Below are 15,921 nucleotides of genomic sequence, written 5' to 3' on the forward strand. Positions count from 1 at the left end.
TCCTTACGGATCGACATCAGGCCGGGCATCTCGTGCTCGGCCAGGGTGATCTCCTTACGGCCGAAAGCGGCCAGGGAGAGATCGGCGACCTTGAAATCGGTGGGCTCAGCAGGCATGGAGGATCCTTGCGCTCGTCGAACTCAGGACGTTGCGGTGGATGTCCAGAGCCGCCGTGGACTTGTTGAGGGTGATGTAGTGCAGGCCGGGGGCGCCCTCGGCGAGAAGGCGTTCGGCCATGGCGGTGGCGTACTCGACGCCGATGCGGTGCGCGTCCCGCGGGTCCTCGCGGGCCGTGTGCAGGCGCGCGGCGAGGGCCTCGGGGAAGGCCGCGTCGGAGAGTTCGGCAAAGCGGGCGATCTGCCGGTGGTCGGTGGCCGGCATGATCTCCGGGATGATCGGGATGTCGCAGCCGGCGGCCGCGACCCGGTCGCGCAGCCGCAGGTAGTCCTCCACGTGGAAGAACATCTGGGTGATCGCGTAGTCGGCGCCCGCCCTGCACTTGGCGACGAAGTGCCGGATGTCGGACTCCCAGTCGCGCGAGCGGGGGTGACGCTCGGGGAACGCGGCCACCCCGATCCTGAAGTCGCCCAGCGAGCGGACCAGTTCGACCAGCTCGTAGGCGTAGGCGAAGCCCCGCGGGTGCGCCGTCCAGGCGCCCTTGGGGTCGCCCGGCGGGTCGCCGCGCAGCACCAGGACGTCGCGGATGCCGGCGTCCGCGTACTGGCCGATGATGTGGCGCAGTTCGGCGACCGGGTGGCCGACGGCGGTCAGGTGGGCGACCGGGCGCAGGGTCGTCTCGGCGGCGATGCGCCGGGTGACGGCCACCGTGCGGTCCCGGGAGGAGCCGCCGGCGCCGTAGGTCACGGACACGAAGTCCGGGCGCAGCGGCTCGATCCGGCGGATCGCCTTCCACAGTGTCCGCTCCCCCGCGGCCGTCTTCGGCGGGAAGAACTCGAAGGAGAACGTCGTCACGGGCGGGCGCCCTGCGGCGCCGGCGCGGTCCGCCTGCGCCACGGCCTGCGCCACGGCCTGCGCCGCGGCCTGCGCCACGGCCTGCGCTGCGGCCTGGGGGGCTGCCGGCTGCGGGACTGCCGGCTGCGGCAAGTGGCGTGGCGCGGGGGGCTGTTCCCGCACGCTCGTGCCGCGTGTACCCCTTGTGCCGCGCGTGCCGGCGGCGGGGCGGGGCTGGTCGGGGCTCACGACACGCCTGCCAGGCGGGGTTCGGCGGCGCGGGCCGCGTCGTCGCCGTAGGTCCGGGCGATGCGGGCGATCAGGTCGGCGGCGAGGAGTTTGTACTCCTGGGTGCCGACCGATTCGAGGACGGTGGTGGCCAGGGCGCAGCCGAGGCGGGCGGCCTGTTCGTGCGGCCACTGCCAGGCCAGTCCGGCGAGGAATCCGGCCCGGAAGGCGTCGCCGGCGCCGGTGGGGTCGGCGATCCTCCCGGCGGGCACGGCCGGTATGTGCAGGCGGGGGGTGCCGGAGCGGGCCAGGGTCACCCCGTCGGCGCCCTGTGTGGTGATCCAGGTGCCGGTCCGCTCGAGGAGGTCCTCCTCGCTCCAGCCGGTGCGTTCCTTCAGCAGGGCGGCCTCGTAGGCGTTGGTGAACAGCCATGTCGCTCCCTCGACCAGCCGGCGCGCCTGTTCGCGGTCGAGGCGGGCCAGTTGCTGGGAGGGGTCGGCGGCGACGGGGATGCCGAGGCGGTGGGCGGTGGCGGTGTGCCGCAGCATGGCCGCGGGGTCGTCGGCGCCGACGAGGACGAGCGCCAGGCCGGTGCGGCGGGCGGTGTCGGCCAGGTCGATGTCCGCGGCCTCGGCCATGGCGCCGGCGTAGAAGGTGGCGATCTGGTTCTGGTCGGCGTCGGTGGTGCACACGAAACGCGCGGTGTGCAGGGTGTCGCTGACCCGTACCGCGGACGTGTCGACGCCCGCGGCGCGCAGCCAGGCGCCGTACTCGGCGAAGTCCGTGCCCGCCGCGCCGACCAGGAGCGGGTCGCAGCCCAGCAGGCCGAGGCCGAAGGTGATGTTGGCGGCGACGCCGCCGCGGTGCACCTCCAGCCGGTCGGCGAGGAAGGACAGGGAGACCCGCTCCAACTGGTCCTTGATCAGCTGTTCGGTGAAGCGTCCGGGAAACACCATCAGGTGGTCGGTCGCGATCGATCCGGTCACGGCGATACGCACGGCACGTGCTCCTTGGGCCTCTGGGCGGGACGGTCCGGCCGGTGTCCGGGACGGCGAGTGGGCCGGCGGGCAAAGGAAGCGGGGGCGGAGAAAGCGGGAAGCGGAAGACGCCGGCGGAAGACGCGGGCGAAGAAGGCGGGCGGAGGAAGCAGGGCGGGGAGAGCCGGGGTTGGGGAGCCGGGGGGGGGAAGCGGGGAGCGGTGGGACGGGGGGTGCCACCGCTCCCCGCCGGCCTGGGCGCCGCGGTGCTTTCCGCGGCGCTGTCCGGTCAGCTCGCGGCGGCCGCCGCGCGCAGGGCGTCGGCCCGGTCGGTGCGCTCCCAGGTGAAGTCCGCCAGCTCGCGGCCGAAGTGGCCGTAGGCGGCGGTCTGGGCGTAGATCGGGCGCAGCAGGTCGAGGTCGCGGATGATCGCGGCGGGGCGCAGGTCGAAGACGGCGGTGATGGCGTCCTCGATCTTCTCGGCGGCGACCGTGCTGGTGCCGAAGGTCTCCACGAACAGGCCGACCGGTTCGGCCTTGCCGATCGCGTACGCCACCTGTACCTCGCAGCGCGCGGCGAGGCCGGCGGCGACGACGTTCTTGGCGACCCAGCGCATGGCGTAGGCGGCGCTGCGGTCGACCTTGGAGGGGTCCTTGCCGGAGAAGGCGCCGCCGCCGTGGCGGGCCATGCCGCCGTAGGTGTCGATGATGATCTTGCGGCCGGTGAGGCCGGCGTCGCCCATCGGGCCGCCGATCTCGAAGCGGCCGGTGGGGTTGACCAGGAGACGGTAGTCGTCGGTCTCCAGTTTGATGCCGTCGTCGGCGAGGCGGGCCAGGACGTGTTCGACGACGTGGGTGCGGATGTCGGGGGTGAGCAGGGCGTCGAGGTCGATGTCGCTCGCGTGCTGGGAGGAGACCACGACGGTGTCCAGGCGGACCGGGCGGGCGCCCTCGTACTCGACGGTGACCTGGGTCTTGCCGTCCGGGCGCAGGTAGGGGACGGTGCCGTCCTTGCGGACCTCGGTCAGGCGGCGGGCCAGGCGGTGGGACAGCTCGATCGGCAGCGGCATCAGGGTGGGGGTCTCGTCGCTGGCGTAGCCGAACATCAGGCCCTGGTCGCCCGCGCCCTGCCGGTCCAGTGCGTCCTCGGCGCGCTCGTCGTGCCCGTCGTGCCCGTCGACGCGGACCTCGTAGGCGGTGTCGACGCCCTGGGCGATGTCGGCGGACTGGGCGCCGATGGACACCGAGACGCCGCAGGAGGCGCCGTCGAATCCCTTGGCCGAGGAGTCGTAGCCGATGTCGAGGATCTTCTGGCGGACCAGGGTGGCGATGTCGGCGTAGGCGGAGGTCGTCACCTCGCCGGCGATGTGCACCTGGCCGGTGGTGATCAGGGTCTCGACCGCGACGCGGGAGGTGGGGTCCTGGCGCAGCAGCGCGTCCAGGACGGTGTCGCTGATCTGGTCGGCGATCTTGTCGGGATGTCCCTCGGTCACGGATTCCGAGGTGAACAGGCGGCGGGACATGACACTCCAGGAACGGTGGTGGGCGGACACGGGCGACGGGTGGTGCGCGGAGCGGCGCGGCGGCGCGGCCGGCCTGGCTTACGCGGTCGGCACGGCTTGCGCGGTCGGCGCGGCTTACGCGGTCGGCGCGGCTTACGCGGTCGGCGCGGCCTGCGCCGGGCTGCCGGCTCGGCCGGGGTCGGACCGGGACCAGGACCGGGGCCGGAGGCCGAGCCGGGGCCGGAAGCGGGCTCGGCCGGGGGCCGGATCGCCGTCGGGGCGGTGGGCCGGCGCGGCAGCGTGACCGGGGCGGCCCGGGGCCGGGCTGCCGGCTCGGCCGAGACCGGGACCGGATGCCGGGGCCGCCGGAGGCCAGGCCGGGGCCGGAGGGCAGGAGCGGGCTCGGCCGGGAGCCGGGGGCCGGGGGCCGGATCGCCGTCGGGGCGGTGGGCCGGCGCGGCTGCGCGACCCGGGCGGCCGGGGCGGGGCCGGAGGCCGGGGCCGGGCCGGAGGCCGGGCGGGGCCCCGACCCGGGCTCGGCCGGGGGTCGGGGCGCCGTCGGGGGCGGTGGGCCGGCGGCCCCGGCCGTGGTGCCAGCCCCGGCCTTGGTGCGGGCCGCGGGCGGCTTGCTAGCCGCGGGTCATGTCCGGTTCTTCAGCTGGTCCTTGATCCGGTCGGCCAGTGCGAGCCGCTGCACCTTGAGCGTGGCGGTGCGCGGCAGTTCGGCCTGGGGGATCTGCACGGGGGCGGCCAGCTGGGGGAACGCGGCGACGGCCCTGCGCCAGCGGTCGGGGTCCAGCGGCTGGTCGTCGCGGGTGCAGATCACCGGGATCGCCTCGGCGGCGGGGCCCTGGATGACGACCAGTTCGCTCAGTTCGGGCAGCTTGCTCAGGACGAGGTCCTCGACCTCCAGGGAGCTGCGGACCCCGGGGATCATGTCGACCTCGCGGTCGAGCATGTGCAGGCAGCCGAACCGGGTGAAGTAGCCGACGTCCCCGGTGCGCCACCAGTCGCCGAAGCGGTTGGTGTCGTAGCGGTCCTGCTCGGCGAAGTACGTCTTGGCCAGGCCCGGCCAGGCGACCTCGATGAAGCCGGGGTTCTTCTCCGCGGGCCGCTTGCCGTCCCGGCTCACCACCCGGACCTTCGCCGCGCCCCCGGGCATCTGCCAGCCCACGCAGCGGCCGTTGGCCTTGTGGGCGGAGCCGCGGAAGTAGGCGCGGCCGACGGCGGGCCCGACCTCGCTCTGCCCGTAGATCTGGAAGAAGAACGCGCCGCGCCGCTCGGAGGACTTCAGCAGCCGGCTCATCGTGCCGGGGTGGATCGCGTCGAAGGTGCTGCTGAAGTACTTCACCGAGGCGAACGGCTTGCGCGGGTCCTCGGCCAGGCTCTCCCACTCCATCAGCGAGTTGGGCAGCGCCTCGATGAACCCGGGCCGGTTGTGCAGGAAGAGGTCGGCGACCGTGTCGGGGTCCGACTCGTTCATCAGCAGGACCGGCATCTCCCGCAGCAGGGCCAGGGCCATCGCCGCGACCATGCGCGAGTGCACGAAGGAGATGTGCACCGCGACGGTCTCCGGCTCGCGCATCAGGGAGAGCAGCCGCCACTGCGGCTTGAGCCGGATGCCCTGGGTGCGGGGGGTGTGCACGACCAGCTTGGGCAGTCCGGTCGTGCCGGAGGTGTGGGTGATCACGGCGGCCTCGTCGATCGGCCGCACCACCGGCTGCACCCGCGGCGCGCCGGCGAACTTGCCGAGCGACTGCGCTCCCGGCCGTTCGCCGGAGACGATGATGACCCGCCGGGTCAGCTCCGCCACCGGCACCTCGGCCAGGACGTCGAGTTTGTGCTCGTCGGTCAGCAGGTTGGGCCGGCCGACCCGTTCCAGCAGGGCGCCCACCGTCTTGGCGTCCAGGCCGGGCGAGAGCATCACCGGGACCGCGCCGATCCGGGACGCGGCGCAGGCCAGCACCCACACGTCGGCGTTGGCCTTCTTGTGGACGACGATGTGCTCGTCGGGCCGCACGCCCGCCGCCCACAGCCGGGCCGCGAGGTCGTCCACGAGGTCGGCGAGCCGGGAGACCGTCAGGTTCCGGCCCGCCTCGGGCAGGACGTCGAGATCGTGGTCGAGGGTGATCGGCGTCGCACCGTTGACGGCCGCGGCCATGGCCGGCAGCAGGCCGATGTGAAGACCGCGCTTCTGTATCGATCGGTAGGCCACAGAGCCCTTCATCGGGGCTGCTCCTTTGCGGTGGGCGAGGGACGTTCGGGCTGTCGCCGGCGGGTGCGGGATGCCGCCGCGCGCGCGGGGCGGCACTGCGCGCGGCGGCAGGTACGGCGAGGCAGGGCAGGGCACCCTGCCCCGGGGGCGGGCGCACTGCCCCGAGGGCAGGCGCACTGCCCCGAGGGCGGATGCACCTCGCCGGGGCGGGCGCGCTGCCCAGGACGGGTGCACTGCCCCGGGGGCGGGTGCACTGCCCCGGGGGCGGGCGCACTGCCCCGAGGGCGGGCGCACCTCGCCGGGGCGGGCGCGCTGCCCAGGACGGGTGCACTGCCCCGGGGGCGGATGCACTGCCCCGAGGGCGGGCGCACCTCGCCGGGGCGGGCGCGCTGCCCAGGACGGGTGCACTGCCCCGGGGGCGGGTGCGCCGCCCCCGGGGCAGGGCGGAAGTGCCGCCCCGGGGCGGGGTGTCAGCCCGGGCCGCTGTGCCCCGGCCCATGCCCATGCCCCGGCCCCGGCCCCGGGTGGGAGTGCCGCTTCCGGGGCGGGTGCCGCCCGCGGGCAGGAGTGCCGGCTGCGGGCAGGAGTGCCGGCTGCGGGCAGGGGTGCCGGCCGGGGGGCGTCAGGAGGCGGCGCGGCCGGCCTTGAGGGCTGCCGCGGTCTCCGCGACGCGACGGGCCTGGTGGGCGGCGGCCGCCAGCACCGCTTCGCCGGGCGCGGAGCCGGCGCCGCCGACGCCCGAGACGTGCGAGGTGCCGTAGGGGTTGCCCGTCTGGAACTGGATGGGGTCGGTGTAGCCGGGCGGCACGATGATGCCGCCCCAGTGGTAGAAGGTGTTGCTCAGCGCCAGGATGGTGGACTCCTGGCCGCCGTGCGCGGTACCGGTGGCGGTGAACGCGGAGAGGACCTTGTCGGCCAGTCCGCCCTGCTGCCACAGGCCGCCGGCGGTGTCGATGAACGCCTTGAGCTGGCTGGCCACGTTGCCGAAGCGGGTGGGGGTGCCGAACAGCACCGCGTCCGCCCAGCTCAGGTCGTCCAGGGTGGCCTCGGCGACGTCGGCGGTGTCCCTGAGGTGCTGGGCCCAGGCCGGGTTGGCGTCGACCGCCTGCGGCGGGGCCAGTTCGCGGACCTTGCGCAGGCGCACGGTCGCGCCGGCCTTCTCCGCGCCCTCGGCGGCTGCCTTCGCCAGGGTGTGCACGTTGCCGGTGGAGCTGTAGTAGATGACGGAGACGTTCACGGGTGCCATATGCGGTGTCCTTGTCTTGGATTTCGGTGCCGGGTGATCCACGGGCCCCGGGCCCCTGGCCCCCGGCCCGGTTGCAATTGCGGTTGCGGTTGCGGTTGCGGGTCGTGCCGGGCCGCCGGTCCTGCGGCTGCCGCCGCCGCGCCGCGGGCCCGCTTGCCTGTTCTCCGCCGGCGGCGGGCGCAGTGCCCGCCTTCCGCCGGCAGCGGGCCGAGAGCCTGCTTTCCGCCGGCGGCGGGCGGGGTGCCTGTTCTCCGCCGGCGGCAGGCCGGGAGTCTTCTCCCGCCGGCGGCGGGCGGGGTGCCTGCCTCCGGGGGCGGGGTGCCTGCCTCCGGGGGCGGTGGGGTGCCGCTAGCGGGCGAGGACCAGCGTGGCGGGCGGCGCGGAGTGGAAGGAGACGTCCGTGAAGCCGGCCTTGACGAGCCAGTCGCGGTAGTCGCTCTGGCGCCAGGTGCTGCCCTGCTTGCTCTTGAGGAGCATTTCCGAGGCGAAGATCAGCGGGAAGGCCGGGCCGCTGCGGTCGTCGTCGACGACGTAGTCGTTGACGACGAGGGTGCCGCCGGGCTTGAGGGCCTGGCGCAGCCGGGTGAAGACCTCCACGTTGCTCTCCGGGCCCTCCTGGTGGGCGATGTGGGAGTACAGCGCGATGTCGTAGCGGGCGGTGCCGAAGTCGGTGGCGTGGAAGTCGCCGTCGATGGTGGTGAACCGGTCGCCGACGCCGCGTTCGTCGAGGAGGCGGCGGGCGATCTCGTTGATCGGCGCCCAGTCGAGCTGGGTGGAGCGGGCGGCCGGGTTGGTCTGGAGCCAGATGCCGGAGTAGATGCCCGAGCCGCCGCCCACGTCGAGGATGGAGATCTCGCCGGCGTCGGCGAGGCCGAGGACGTCGGCGGCGATGGTGGCGGCGGGCACCGACTGGGCGGCGATGGCCGTGACGATCTCCTGCCAGTGCGGGTTGTTGGCGACCTCCACCACGACCTCGCTGACCGGTCCGCCGGCGCGGACCACGTCGGGCAGGCCGGTGAGGCTGCCCATGTGCGAGAGCTTGAGTTTGGCGAAGTTGCTCAGGCTGGCGGGCCGGCCGTCGACCAGGTAGGCGGAGGCTTCCGCGGTGTTGCGGTAGCGGCCCTGGTCCAGTTCGACCAGTCCCACGCTGACGAGTCCGTCGAGGAGGGTCTGTGCGCCGCGTTCGGAGATCCCGGCGCGGGCGGCCAGTTCGGTGGCGGTGCCGGCGCCGTCCTCGAGGTGGGTGAAGAGCGAGTGGCTGGCGGCGGCGCCCAGGACGCCGGTGGCCCAGTAGCCGTTGATCAGCCGCAGGACGTTGTCCGGTGACGGCGCGCTGTCGGTCATGCTGCCCCTCCTAGGGCCCGGGAGGACGCCGAGTGGGTGCGGACCGCGCTGCGCAGGGCGGCCACGACCCGTTCGGCCTGGTCCGCGGAGAGTTCCGCGTGCATGGGGATGGCGAGGTTGCGGCGGAAGAGGTCCGCCGAGACCGGGCAGGTCTGCTTGGACTCGAAGACGGGCTGCACGTGGGTGGCCCAGGTGCCGTGCCCGCAGCCGATGCCCTGGGCGCGCAGTTCGGCGGCGACGGCCGCGCGGTCGACGCCCTTGTCCAGGGTGACCATGTAGGACTGCCAGGCGTGGGTGCGGTCCTCGGGCACGTGCGGCACCGTCAGGAGGTCCTCGTCGGCGAGGAGTTCGCCGTAGCGGGCGGCGACGGCGGCGCGGCGGGCGAGGAGTTCGTCGATCCGGCCCAGCTGGACCTGGAGGATCGCGGCGGCGATGTCGGACAGTTTGAAGTTGTAGCCGATCTCGGTGAATTCCGGGATGGGCAGGCCGACGACGTCGCTGATGTCGAAGATGCTGCCGATGCCGAAGGAGGAGCGCAGCCGTGCGTCGGCGGCGATCTTGGCGTCGGCGGCGAGCAGGGCGCCGCCCTCGCCGCTGGTGGCGCCCTTGCGGCCGTGGAAGGACAGGCAGCCCACTTCGGCGAGGGCGCCCGCCTGGCGGCCCTGGTAGGTCGCGCCGACCGCGCAGGCGGCGTCCTCGACGAGGAACAGGCCGTGGCGGTCGGCGATCTGCTGGAGCGGCGTGTAGTCGGCGGGGATGCCGACGGTGTCGACGGCGATGATGCCGACGGTGCGGGCGGTGACCAGGTCGGCGACCGCCTGCGGGTCGATGGTGCCGGTGTCGGGGCGTACGTCGGCGAAGACCGGGACCGCGTCGAGGTAGCGCACGGCGTGGGCGGGTGCGGGGAAGGTGTAGTCGGCGACGATCACCTCGTCGCCGGGCTTGACGCCGAGGGCGAGCAGGGCCAGGTGCAGTGCGGCGCCGCAGTTGCTCACCGCGACGGCGTCGCCGACCGCGTACTTCGCGGTGAGCTGTGCCTCCAGGGCCTTGCCCCTGGGGCCCTGGCCGGCCGGCCAGCCGGAGGCGAACACCTCGGCGACGGCGGCCAGTTCCTGTTCTCCCAGACTCGCGTGGACCAGGGGAATCGATTCCATCGTCTGTCGTCTCCCGTCAGGCGCCGGGCTCTGCGGCCGGGTCGGCGGCCAGGAGCGTGGGGGGTGTGTGGTTCAGCGGTGTGATCTGGCTGACGTCGTAGCGTTTGCGCATCTCCTGCACGGCGGCGGCATCCACCGAGGTGCCGCGCGACCAGATCTGCGCGATCTCCTCGAAGTACAGCTCGTGGTCGGGCGAGGGATAGCTCTGGAAGAGCATCCGGGCGGGTTTGTCGGTGGCGTTGCGGAAGGCGTGCGGGGTGCCGGGGGGCACGAACATGCAGGCGCCCTCGCCCGCGCGGACGACGCGGTCGCCGGCGGGTGACTCCCAGTCGTGCCAGGTGTCCTCGGTGCGTCGCGCGGGTTCGAAGGCCAGCAGGTCCAGCTCTCCCTCCAGGACGTAGAAGAACTCCTGGGAGTGGCTGTGCACGTGCGCCCCGACGTCGAATCCGGGCGGCACGACCACCTCGAAGATCGATATGGAGGAGCCCATGGCCTCGGTGGCCTTGAAGGTCACTTCCTGCGCCGGGGTGATCAGCTTGCGCCCCGCACCCGGGGGGACGATGAGGTCGGTCATACGCTTCGCTTCCTTGGGTCCGGGCCGGAGGGGTCAGCCGGCGCTGCGCGGGCTGTCGTCGGCCCAGGTGCCCAGCGCCATCTCGGCGGTGATACCGGGACCGAATCCCGCGATCAGACCGGTCGCGCCGGGCAGCGGGGTGTCCTCCTCGAACAGCCGGCGGGCGGCGTCCAGGACGACGGCGCTGGCGATGTTGCCGTACTCGGTCAGGGTCGCCCAGCTGTGGCGGAACACCTTGCGGTCGACCTCGAGGAACTTGGCGAGGTCGTCGAGGATGCGCGGGCCGCCGGCGTGGACGATGTAGAAGTCGAGGCTGCCGGCCTCCCAGCTGTGGTCCTTGGCCAGTTCGCGCAGGACCGGGGCGAGGGGTTCCATCGTGCCGGGCACCCGGCGGTCCAGCTGGAAGTGGAAGCCGGTGTCGCGGACCGCGTAGGAGATCCAGTCCTCGGTGTTGGGGATGAGGTAGGAGGCGTTGCGTTCCAGCTCGATGCCGGTGCCGCCCAGGCCCCGTACGACGGCGGCGGCGACCGCGTCGCCGAACAGGCCGTCGGACAGCAGGGATCCGATGTCGTCCGCGGTGGGCTGGTAGCACAGGGAGCACAGCTCGCAGGAGACGATCAGGACGTTGCTGCCGGGGTGGGCCAGGCAGAAGTCGTGGGCCCGGTTGATCGCCGCTCCGCCGGCCGCGCAGCCCAGCTGGGCGATGGGGATCTGGCGGGTGTCGGAGCGCAGTCCCATCTTGTTGATCAGCCAGGCCGTCAGCGACGGCATCAGGAACCCGGTGCACGACACGTAGATGATCGCGTCGATGTCACGGGCCGTCAGCTCGGCGTTGGCCAGGGCGCGTTCGATGACCTCGGGGCAGCGCTTCTTCGACTCGACCTCGTAGATCCGGTTGCGCTCTTCGAAGCCCGGGTGGTGGAGCGTCTCCTCGATGGGCTGGACGAGGTGCCGCTTCTTCACGCCCGTGTTGCGGATGAGGCGCAGCGCCAAGGGAAGCTGCGGCTTGCCGGCATGCGCGTTCTCGGCAAATTCCAGAGTCTCTTCCACTGTGATGACATGTTCCGGCGCGCTCATCGCCGGTTTGCATAGCCTTGGCATATATCTGGAATCCACTTCTTCTGGAGTCTCGACAGCAAGGGCAGTGGGACATGGGGCTGACGGCAGGCCACCTGACGCCCGCCTCCCTCGGTGTGGTTGTCGACGAGGTTCTTCACGGTGGCCCGCACCGCCCGCGGCCGGGCCGGGGGCGGGTCGCGGTTCCCGGTCGAACGCCGCAGCACCCTGCCGGACGGCCCCCTCCCCCTCCGCGTCCCGCCAACCCCCCTGGACCGCGCGTGAACTGACATGTCGTCGGACGGCATGCCGGGGCGGGCGGGTGCTGCGGGCGGGTGACGCGGTGGCGGGCCGGCGGACGGATGCGCGCCGGGGCGCGCCGCGGCCGGCCTTGCGGGGAAAGGGACTTCGGCCGCCTCGGGGAGGCGGCCGGCTGCCGTGGGTCACAGGGGGCTCGGTCCCGCTGTGGCGCGGACCGGCGATACGGCACTCAATCCACTGCCGCACAGATGTTTTCGGGCAGGGAAGGCGTGCAGAAATCGTGACACGGGCAAAGCCCTGACGCCAGAACACCACCAGGTGACGCGGGTCACATGCGGTCCGGGGGCCACCCGCCCGGCCCGGCCACGGCGGCCCGGCAGCTGCGGGCCGGCGCGGCACCCGCAGGGCGCGCCTGGCCCAACTCCCCCGCCCGAGCGGAGCGTTACGGGCGCGGCGGACGCGAGCAACTCCCCGGAGGGGCGGACGGGAGTCCCTCCCCCGGAGGGGGAACGGGAGAACCCGGGGCCGGGGCCGGGGCAATGGGCAACGGGCGGCACGGCGTTGGCGGGGGCGGCTGGGGGCGCGGGCGGGCAGACGGCCCGACAGGCGGCGGCGGACACTCAACGCGGGCGCAGCACTCCGGGCGTGGGCCGCCGGGCATTCGGGCGTGAGGCCGCCGGGCGTTGCGCGGGGCCGCCGGGCGTTCGGGCGTGAGGCCGCCGGCGCGGGCCGCCGGGCCGCCGGGCTCGGGGCATCCGCGCGGACGCCGGGGGCCGGGCGGCCGGATGCCGGGTGGCCGGATGCCGGGTGGCCGACGCGGTTGCAGGAAAGGGATGTTGGGGTGGTCGGGGTTGTCAGCAGGGCGGGGCGATGCGGGGCCGGGGGGCCTGGCCGAGCAGGTCCAGTACCTCGGTGACGGTCTCGGTGCCGTCGAGGGCGGGCAGATGGCGCAGCAGCCGGGCGCACTGGCCGGCCAGCAGGTCGGCGTCGGCGTCCGAGAGACGGGCGCGGTCGTGGACGACGGTGACCAGCTTCGAGCCGTCGGCGTCCTCCCGTACGAGCAGGGCGACGGGCAGCAGGGGGTGGGCGCCGCTGGCGTGGCGGTGCCCGAAGCGGATGCCGGCGTCGGCGAGGCGGGCCCGGAGGTCGGGCAGCGGACGCGGGGCGGGTTCCAGGGAGACCAGGCTCTGCAGGCGGCGGGCCGGGCGGCCGGCCCACTCCTGGATCTGGCGGGGGCAGACCCATTCGTAGGCGGCCATGTCCAGGGCCCGGTCGCGCAGGTCCGCCAGCAGCGCGCCGATCGGCCGGCCGCCCTCGACCAGGGCGGTCATCGGCAGACAGCTGCGCAGCGGTCCGACCAGCCGCTCGGCGCATTCCAGGGGGATGCCGCGCCCGGAGACGGTGACGCCGAAGCCCACGGGTACGGGTCCGCTCGTGTCGGCCGCGCGGTACAGCAGCAGCGCCCACGCGGCGTACAGCACGCCGGAGTCGGGCAGGCCCCGGCCGGCCGCCCACCGGTGGAGGCGGTCGGTGTCGGCGGCGCCCAGCCGGGCCTCGGCGCGGCCGGAACCGTGCTGTCCGGTGTGCGGGCCGGGCAGCGCGGGCAGGACGGCGGAGGTGTCGGGGGGCAGGGCCCGGCAGAAGAAGTCCCGTGCCGCGGTGGTGTCCTGGCACTCCAGCCAGTGCAGCCAGTCGCGCACGTCCGGCCGGCGTTCGCCGCCGGGCAGCACGCCGCCGCCGAGGTAGGCGCGGCTGAACTCGTTGTGGAGCACGGACACGCTCAGGACGTCCAGCAGCCCGTGGTGGAAGGTGAGCAGGACCCGGGTGACGTCGGGGACGCCGGTGTCGACGAGGGTGATGCGCAGCGGGCCGGGGCTGCTCAGGTCGAAGCCGTGCAGCCGGTCCCGTTCCAGCAGTTCGTCCCAGTCGACGGCGCCCGCGCGGTGGCGTACGACGTCGGGGCGGGCGTTCAGGTGGAAGACCAGGCGTGGTGTGGGGGCCCATTCGAAGGCGCCTCGGAGAATCGTTTCTCTGTCGATGACGGACTGCCAGGCGGCGGTGAACCGCTCGGTGTCCAGCGGCCCGTACCAGTGCCACCAGGCCTGTTCCACGTGCCGTCCGGTGGACCGGTTCGCGGCGGAGGCCAGCAGCGCGCCGCAGCGGTGCCAGGGGGCCGGCACGGGTGGTCGTGCGGCGCGTGCGGGTGCGGTGGGGCGGCGGTCGGTACGGATCCATGCACGGCGCCGGCGGCTCGACCTCGCCATGTCTCGTCCTCCTCGCAGTCACTGCCGCGACCCGCCAGGACCGCGGGTCGCAGTGATCCCGCCGGAGCGGCTTGCCCGGGTGTGGCACTCCCGGGCGCATCATGCACGACTCCCCCGTCAGTGCCCTGACGCGATGCCGACGCGGCTCGAACACCGCTCGTGAACGCCTGGGCCACGGCTGGAGCCGGGCCGCGGACGGCACCCGGGCGGTCGGGGTCCGCACGGCCAACTGCCGCACGGGCGGGGCCCGGTGGCGAGGAAGCCGGGGCCGCCGGCGCCGGCCCGGGGCCGCCGGCCCGCCCCCGGCGTGCCGCCTTGCCCACCGGGCCTGGAGACGGGCGCGCCGCCGCACCGACGCGCCGCGCAGACCCAAGCCCAGGCCCAAGCCCAAGCCCAAGCGCAGGCGCAGGCGCAGGCGCAGGCGCAGGCGGGGCGTCGTCGTCTGCGGGACGGCCCGGCGGCGGTCCAGGGACGGTCCGGCCGCGCTCCAGGGACGGTCCAGGGACGGACGGGGTGCCGGTCCGGTGCGTGTGCGGGCACCGTCGTCTGCTGTGCGCGGACGGACGGGGCGCCGGCCCGGTGCGGTGGGCCGGCCTCGTCGCCTGCGGGGGGGGCCGTGCGCGATCCGCTCACGGTCCGCGCACGGTCTGCGGGCCGGTTGCGGCCGGTGGAGGAAGCCGCGGCCCGGCATCGGAGGGGCACTCGACAGCACGCGGTGTCCTCGAAGGGCGGACCGCAACCGCCGGGGGCGAACCGTGCCCGGCGGCCGGGCCGATGCGGGCGACGGCGCCTGCCGGTACGGGCAGGCAGGCCCCCCGGCAGGCGCAGGCACAGCCACAAGCACAGGCACAGGCACAGGCACAGGCACAGGTGCAGGTGCAGGCGGGGTTACGGCGGGCCGGACGGTTCGCGGGGCATGAGCCGGTCGAGGCGGCTGAGCAGGTCGTGCTGTTCCCGGGCGAGGTGTTCGACGCGGCGGCGCAGCCAGGCGATCTCTTCCCGCAGCAGTGTGGCGTCGCTGTCGTGGCCGGGGGTGTCCGGCGCGGTGGCCGGGCCGGTCCGCGGCTCCCGTGGCTGCGGCGGGCAGGTGGGGTGGGCGCCCGGGTCGTGGTGGTGCAGGATGGTCTGCATCCGGGCGCGCAGCGCGGGTCCGGGTTCGATGCCCAGGTCGTGGACGAGTGTGCGGCGGGCCCGTTCGTAGGCCAGGAGTGCCTCGGCCTGCCGGCCGCACCGCTCGAGGGCGCTCATCAGCAGTTCGTGGAAGCGTTCCCGCAGCGGGTGGGCGATGGTCAGTTCCTCCAGCTCGCCGGTGATCTCGTGGCCGTGTCCCGCGCGCAGGCATGCGTCGTACAGGGTCTCCAGGGCGACGAGCCGGCCCTCTTCCAGCAGTGCGGCCTCGGCCGAGCAGATGGTGCCGCGGCCGCTGCCCTGCAGGGCCGCGCCCCGCCACAGTGCGAGGGCCTCGCGCAGGAGGCCGGCGGCGCGGACGGGGTCGGTGCCCAGCAGTGCCCGGCCCTCGGCGGCCAGGCGGGTGAAGCGGCGTGCGTCGGTGTCGATGCCGCCCAGGCGCAGGACGTATCCGGTGGGGCGGGTCGCGAGTGCTTCGTGGTGCCGTGTCCCCGGGCCGGGCGCGCGGGCGGGGTCGGGGAGCAGCCGGCGCAGCCGGGCGACGTGGGCCTGCAGGGCGTTGGCCGCGTTCGACGGCGGGTGTTCGCCCCACAGTTCGTCGACGAGGCGGTCGCGGGGCACGACCTGGCCGGCCTTCACCACGAGGGCGCCGAGCAGGGCGCGCTGTTTGGCGCCCACGGGAACGATCCGCAGATCGGTGCGCGTGTCGCGGATCTGCACGGAACCCAGAATCCCAAACTCCATGCCGTCCTCGCACCGGGGTGTCCAACGAGTTCCGGGCACAGTAGTCGGCACGCGGGCCGAGCGCAGGGCGTGCGGCCGGGCTGCGGGCCCGTGTGGACTGTTTCTCCAGGGGTTTTCGAGTCGGTCCGGCGGCCGGGCGGGCTCTTTCGGCTGGGGTGTGGGGGTGCGGCGGGCCGGTGGCGGTCCGGTTCCGTTTTCCGGTCGGTTCTCGAATACGGCTGGAGAACCGCTCGGCACCGCCTCGCAGCCCTCTCCACAAAACCTTCAGACCCCCTCGC

At 74.3% G+C, this 15,921-nt stretch carries 12 protein-coding genes; all 12 read right to left on the reverse strand.

What is annotated here, in order from left to right; genetic code table 11:
• Window positions 1-116, reverse strand: a 116-nt coding sequence (locus ABT070_RS45105; protein ID WP_351769089.1) for an adenosylhomocysteinase, incomplete at its 3' end; no start/stop codon positions are given.
• Window positions 106-972: a methylenetetrahydrofolate reductase [NAD(P)H] gene (gene metF / locus ABT070_RS45110; protein ID WP_351769091.1), complete on the reverse strand. Its 867-nt coding sequence runs from the start codon at window positions 970-972 to the stop codon at window positions 106-108. The genes metF and ABT070_RS45105, both read right to left, overlap by 11 nt.
• Window positions 973-1,196: 224 nt before the next feature.
• Window positions 1,197-2,177 (reverse strand): carbohydrate kinase family protein, encoded by a 981-nt coding sequence (locus ABT070_RS45115; RefSeq protein WP_351769072.1) that lies wholly within the window; start codon window positions 2,175-2,177, stop codon window positions 1,197-1,199.
• Between the two features lie 268 nt (window positions 2,178-2,445).
• Complete coding sequence (metK, locus tag ABT070_RS45120) at window positions 2,446-3,678, reverse strand: methionine adenosyltransferase (protein ID WP_351769074.1); 1,233 nt, start codon at window positions 3,676-3,678, stop codon at window positions 2,446-2,448.
• Window positions 3,679-4,297: 619 nt separating this feature from the next.
• Window positions 4,298-5,884, reverse strand: a complete 1,587-nt coding sequence (locus tag ABT070_RS45125) for a class I adenylate-forming enzyme family protein (RefSeq protein ID WP_351769076.1) — start codon at window positions 5,882-5,884, stop codon at window positions 4,298-4,300.
• Between the two features lie 610 nt (window positions 5,885-6,494).
• Window positions 6,495-7,118 (reverse strand): NAD(P)H:quinone oxidoreductase, encoded by a 624-nt coding sequence (gene wrbA, locus ABT070_RS45130; protein WP_351769077.1) that lies wholly within the window; start codon window positions 7,116-7,118, stop codon window positions 6,495-6,497.
• A 348-nt stretch (window positions 7,119-7,466) separates the two neighbouring features.
• Entirely contained in the window at window positions 7,467-8,462 is a 996-nt protein-coding gene (locus tag ABT070_RS45135; RefSeq protein WP_351769078.1) for a methyltransferase, read from the reverse strand.
• Entirely contained in the window at window positions 8,459-9,616 is a 1,158-nt protein-coding gene (locus ABT070_RS45140) for a DegT/DnrJ/EryC1/StrS family aminotransferase (protein WP_351769080.1), read from the reverse strand. The genes ABT070_RS45135 and ABT070_RS45140 overlap by 4 nt, the downstream gene beginning before the upstream one ends.
• A 16-nt stretch (window positions 9,617-9,632) precedes the next feature.
• Window positions 9,633-10,190 carry a cupin domain-containing protein gene (locus ABT070_RS45145; RefSeq protein ID WP_351769082.1) on the reverse strand — a complete coding sequence of 186 codons (558 nt, stop codon included), beginning with the start codon at window positions 10,188-10,190 and terminating at the stop codon, window positions 9,633-9,635.
• Window positions 10,191-10,223: 33 nt separating this feature from the next.
• Window positions 10,224-11,291 (reverse strand): type III polyketide synthase, encoded by a 1,068-nt coding sequence (locus ABT070_RS45150; protein WP_351769084.1) that lies wholly within the window; start codon window positions 11,289-11,291, stop codon window positions 10,224-10,226.
• A gap of 1,070 nt (window positions 11,292-12,361) precedes the next feature.
• On the reverse strand, window positions 12,362-13,771 hold the full coding sequence (locus ABT070_RS45155; RefSeq protein ID WP_351769086.1) for a condensation domain-containing protein: 1,410 nt from the start codon (window positions 13,769-13,771) through the stop codon (window positions 12,362-12,364).
• An 888-nt stretch (window positions 13,772-14,659) separates the two neighbouring features.
• Complete coding sequence (locus ABT070_RS45160; RefSeq protein ID WP_351769087.1) at window positions 14,660-15,643, reverse strand: AfsR/SARP family transcriptional regulator; 984 nt, start codon at window positions 15,641-15,643, stop codon at window positions 14,660-14,662.
• Window positions 15,644-15,921: the final 278 nt, after the last annotated feature.

Source organism: Streptomyces sp. NPDC002884 (genome assembly GCF_040295245.1).
GTDB lineage: Bacteria > Actinomycetota > Actinomycetes > Streptomycetales > Streptomycetaceae > Streptomyces.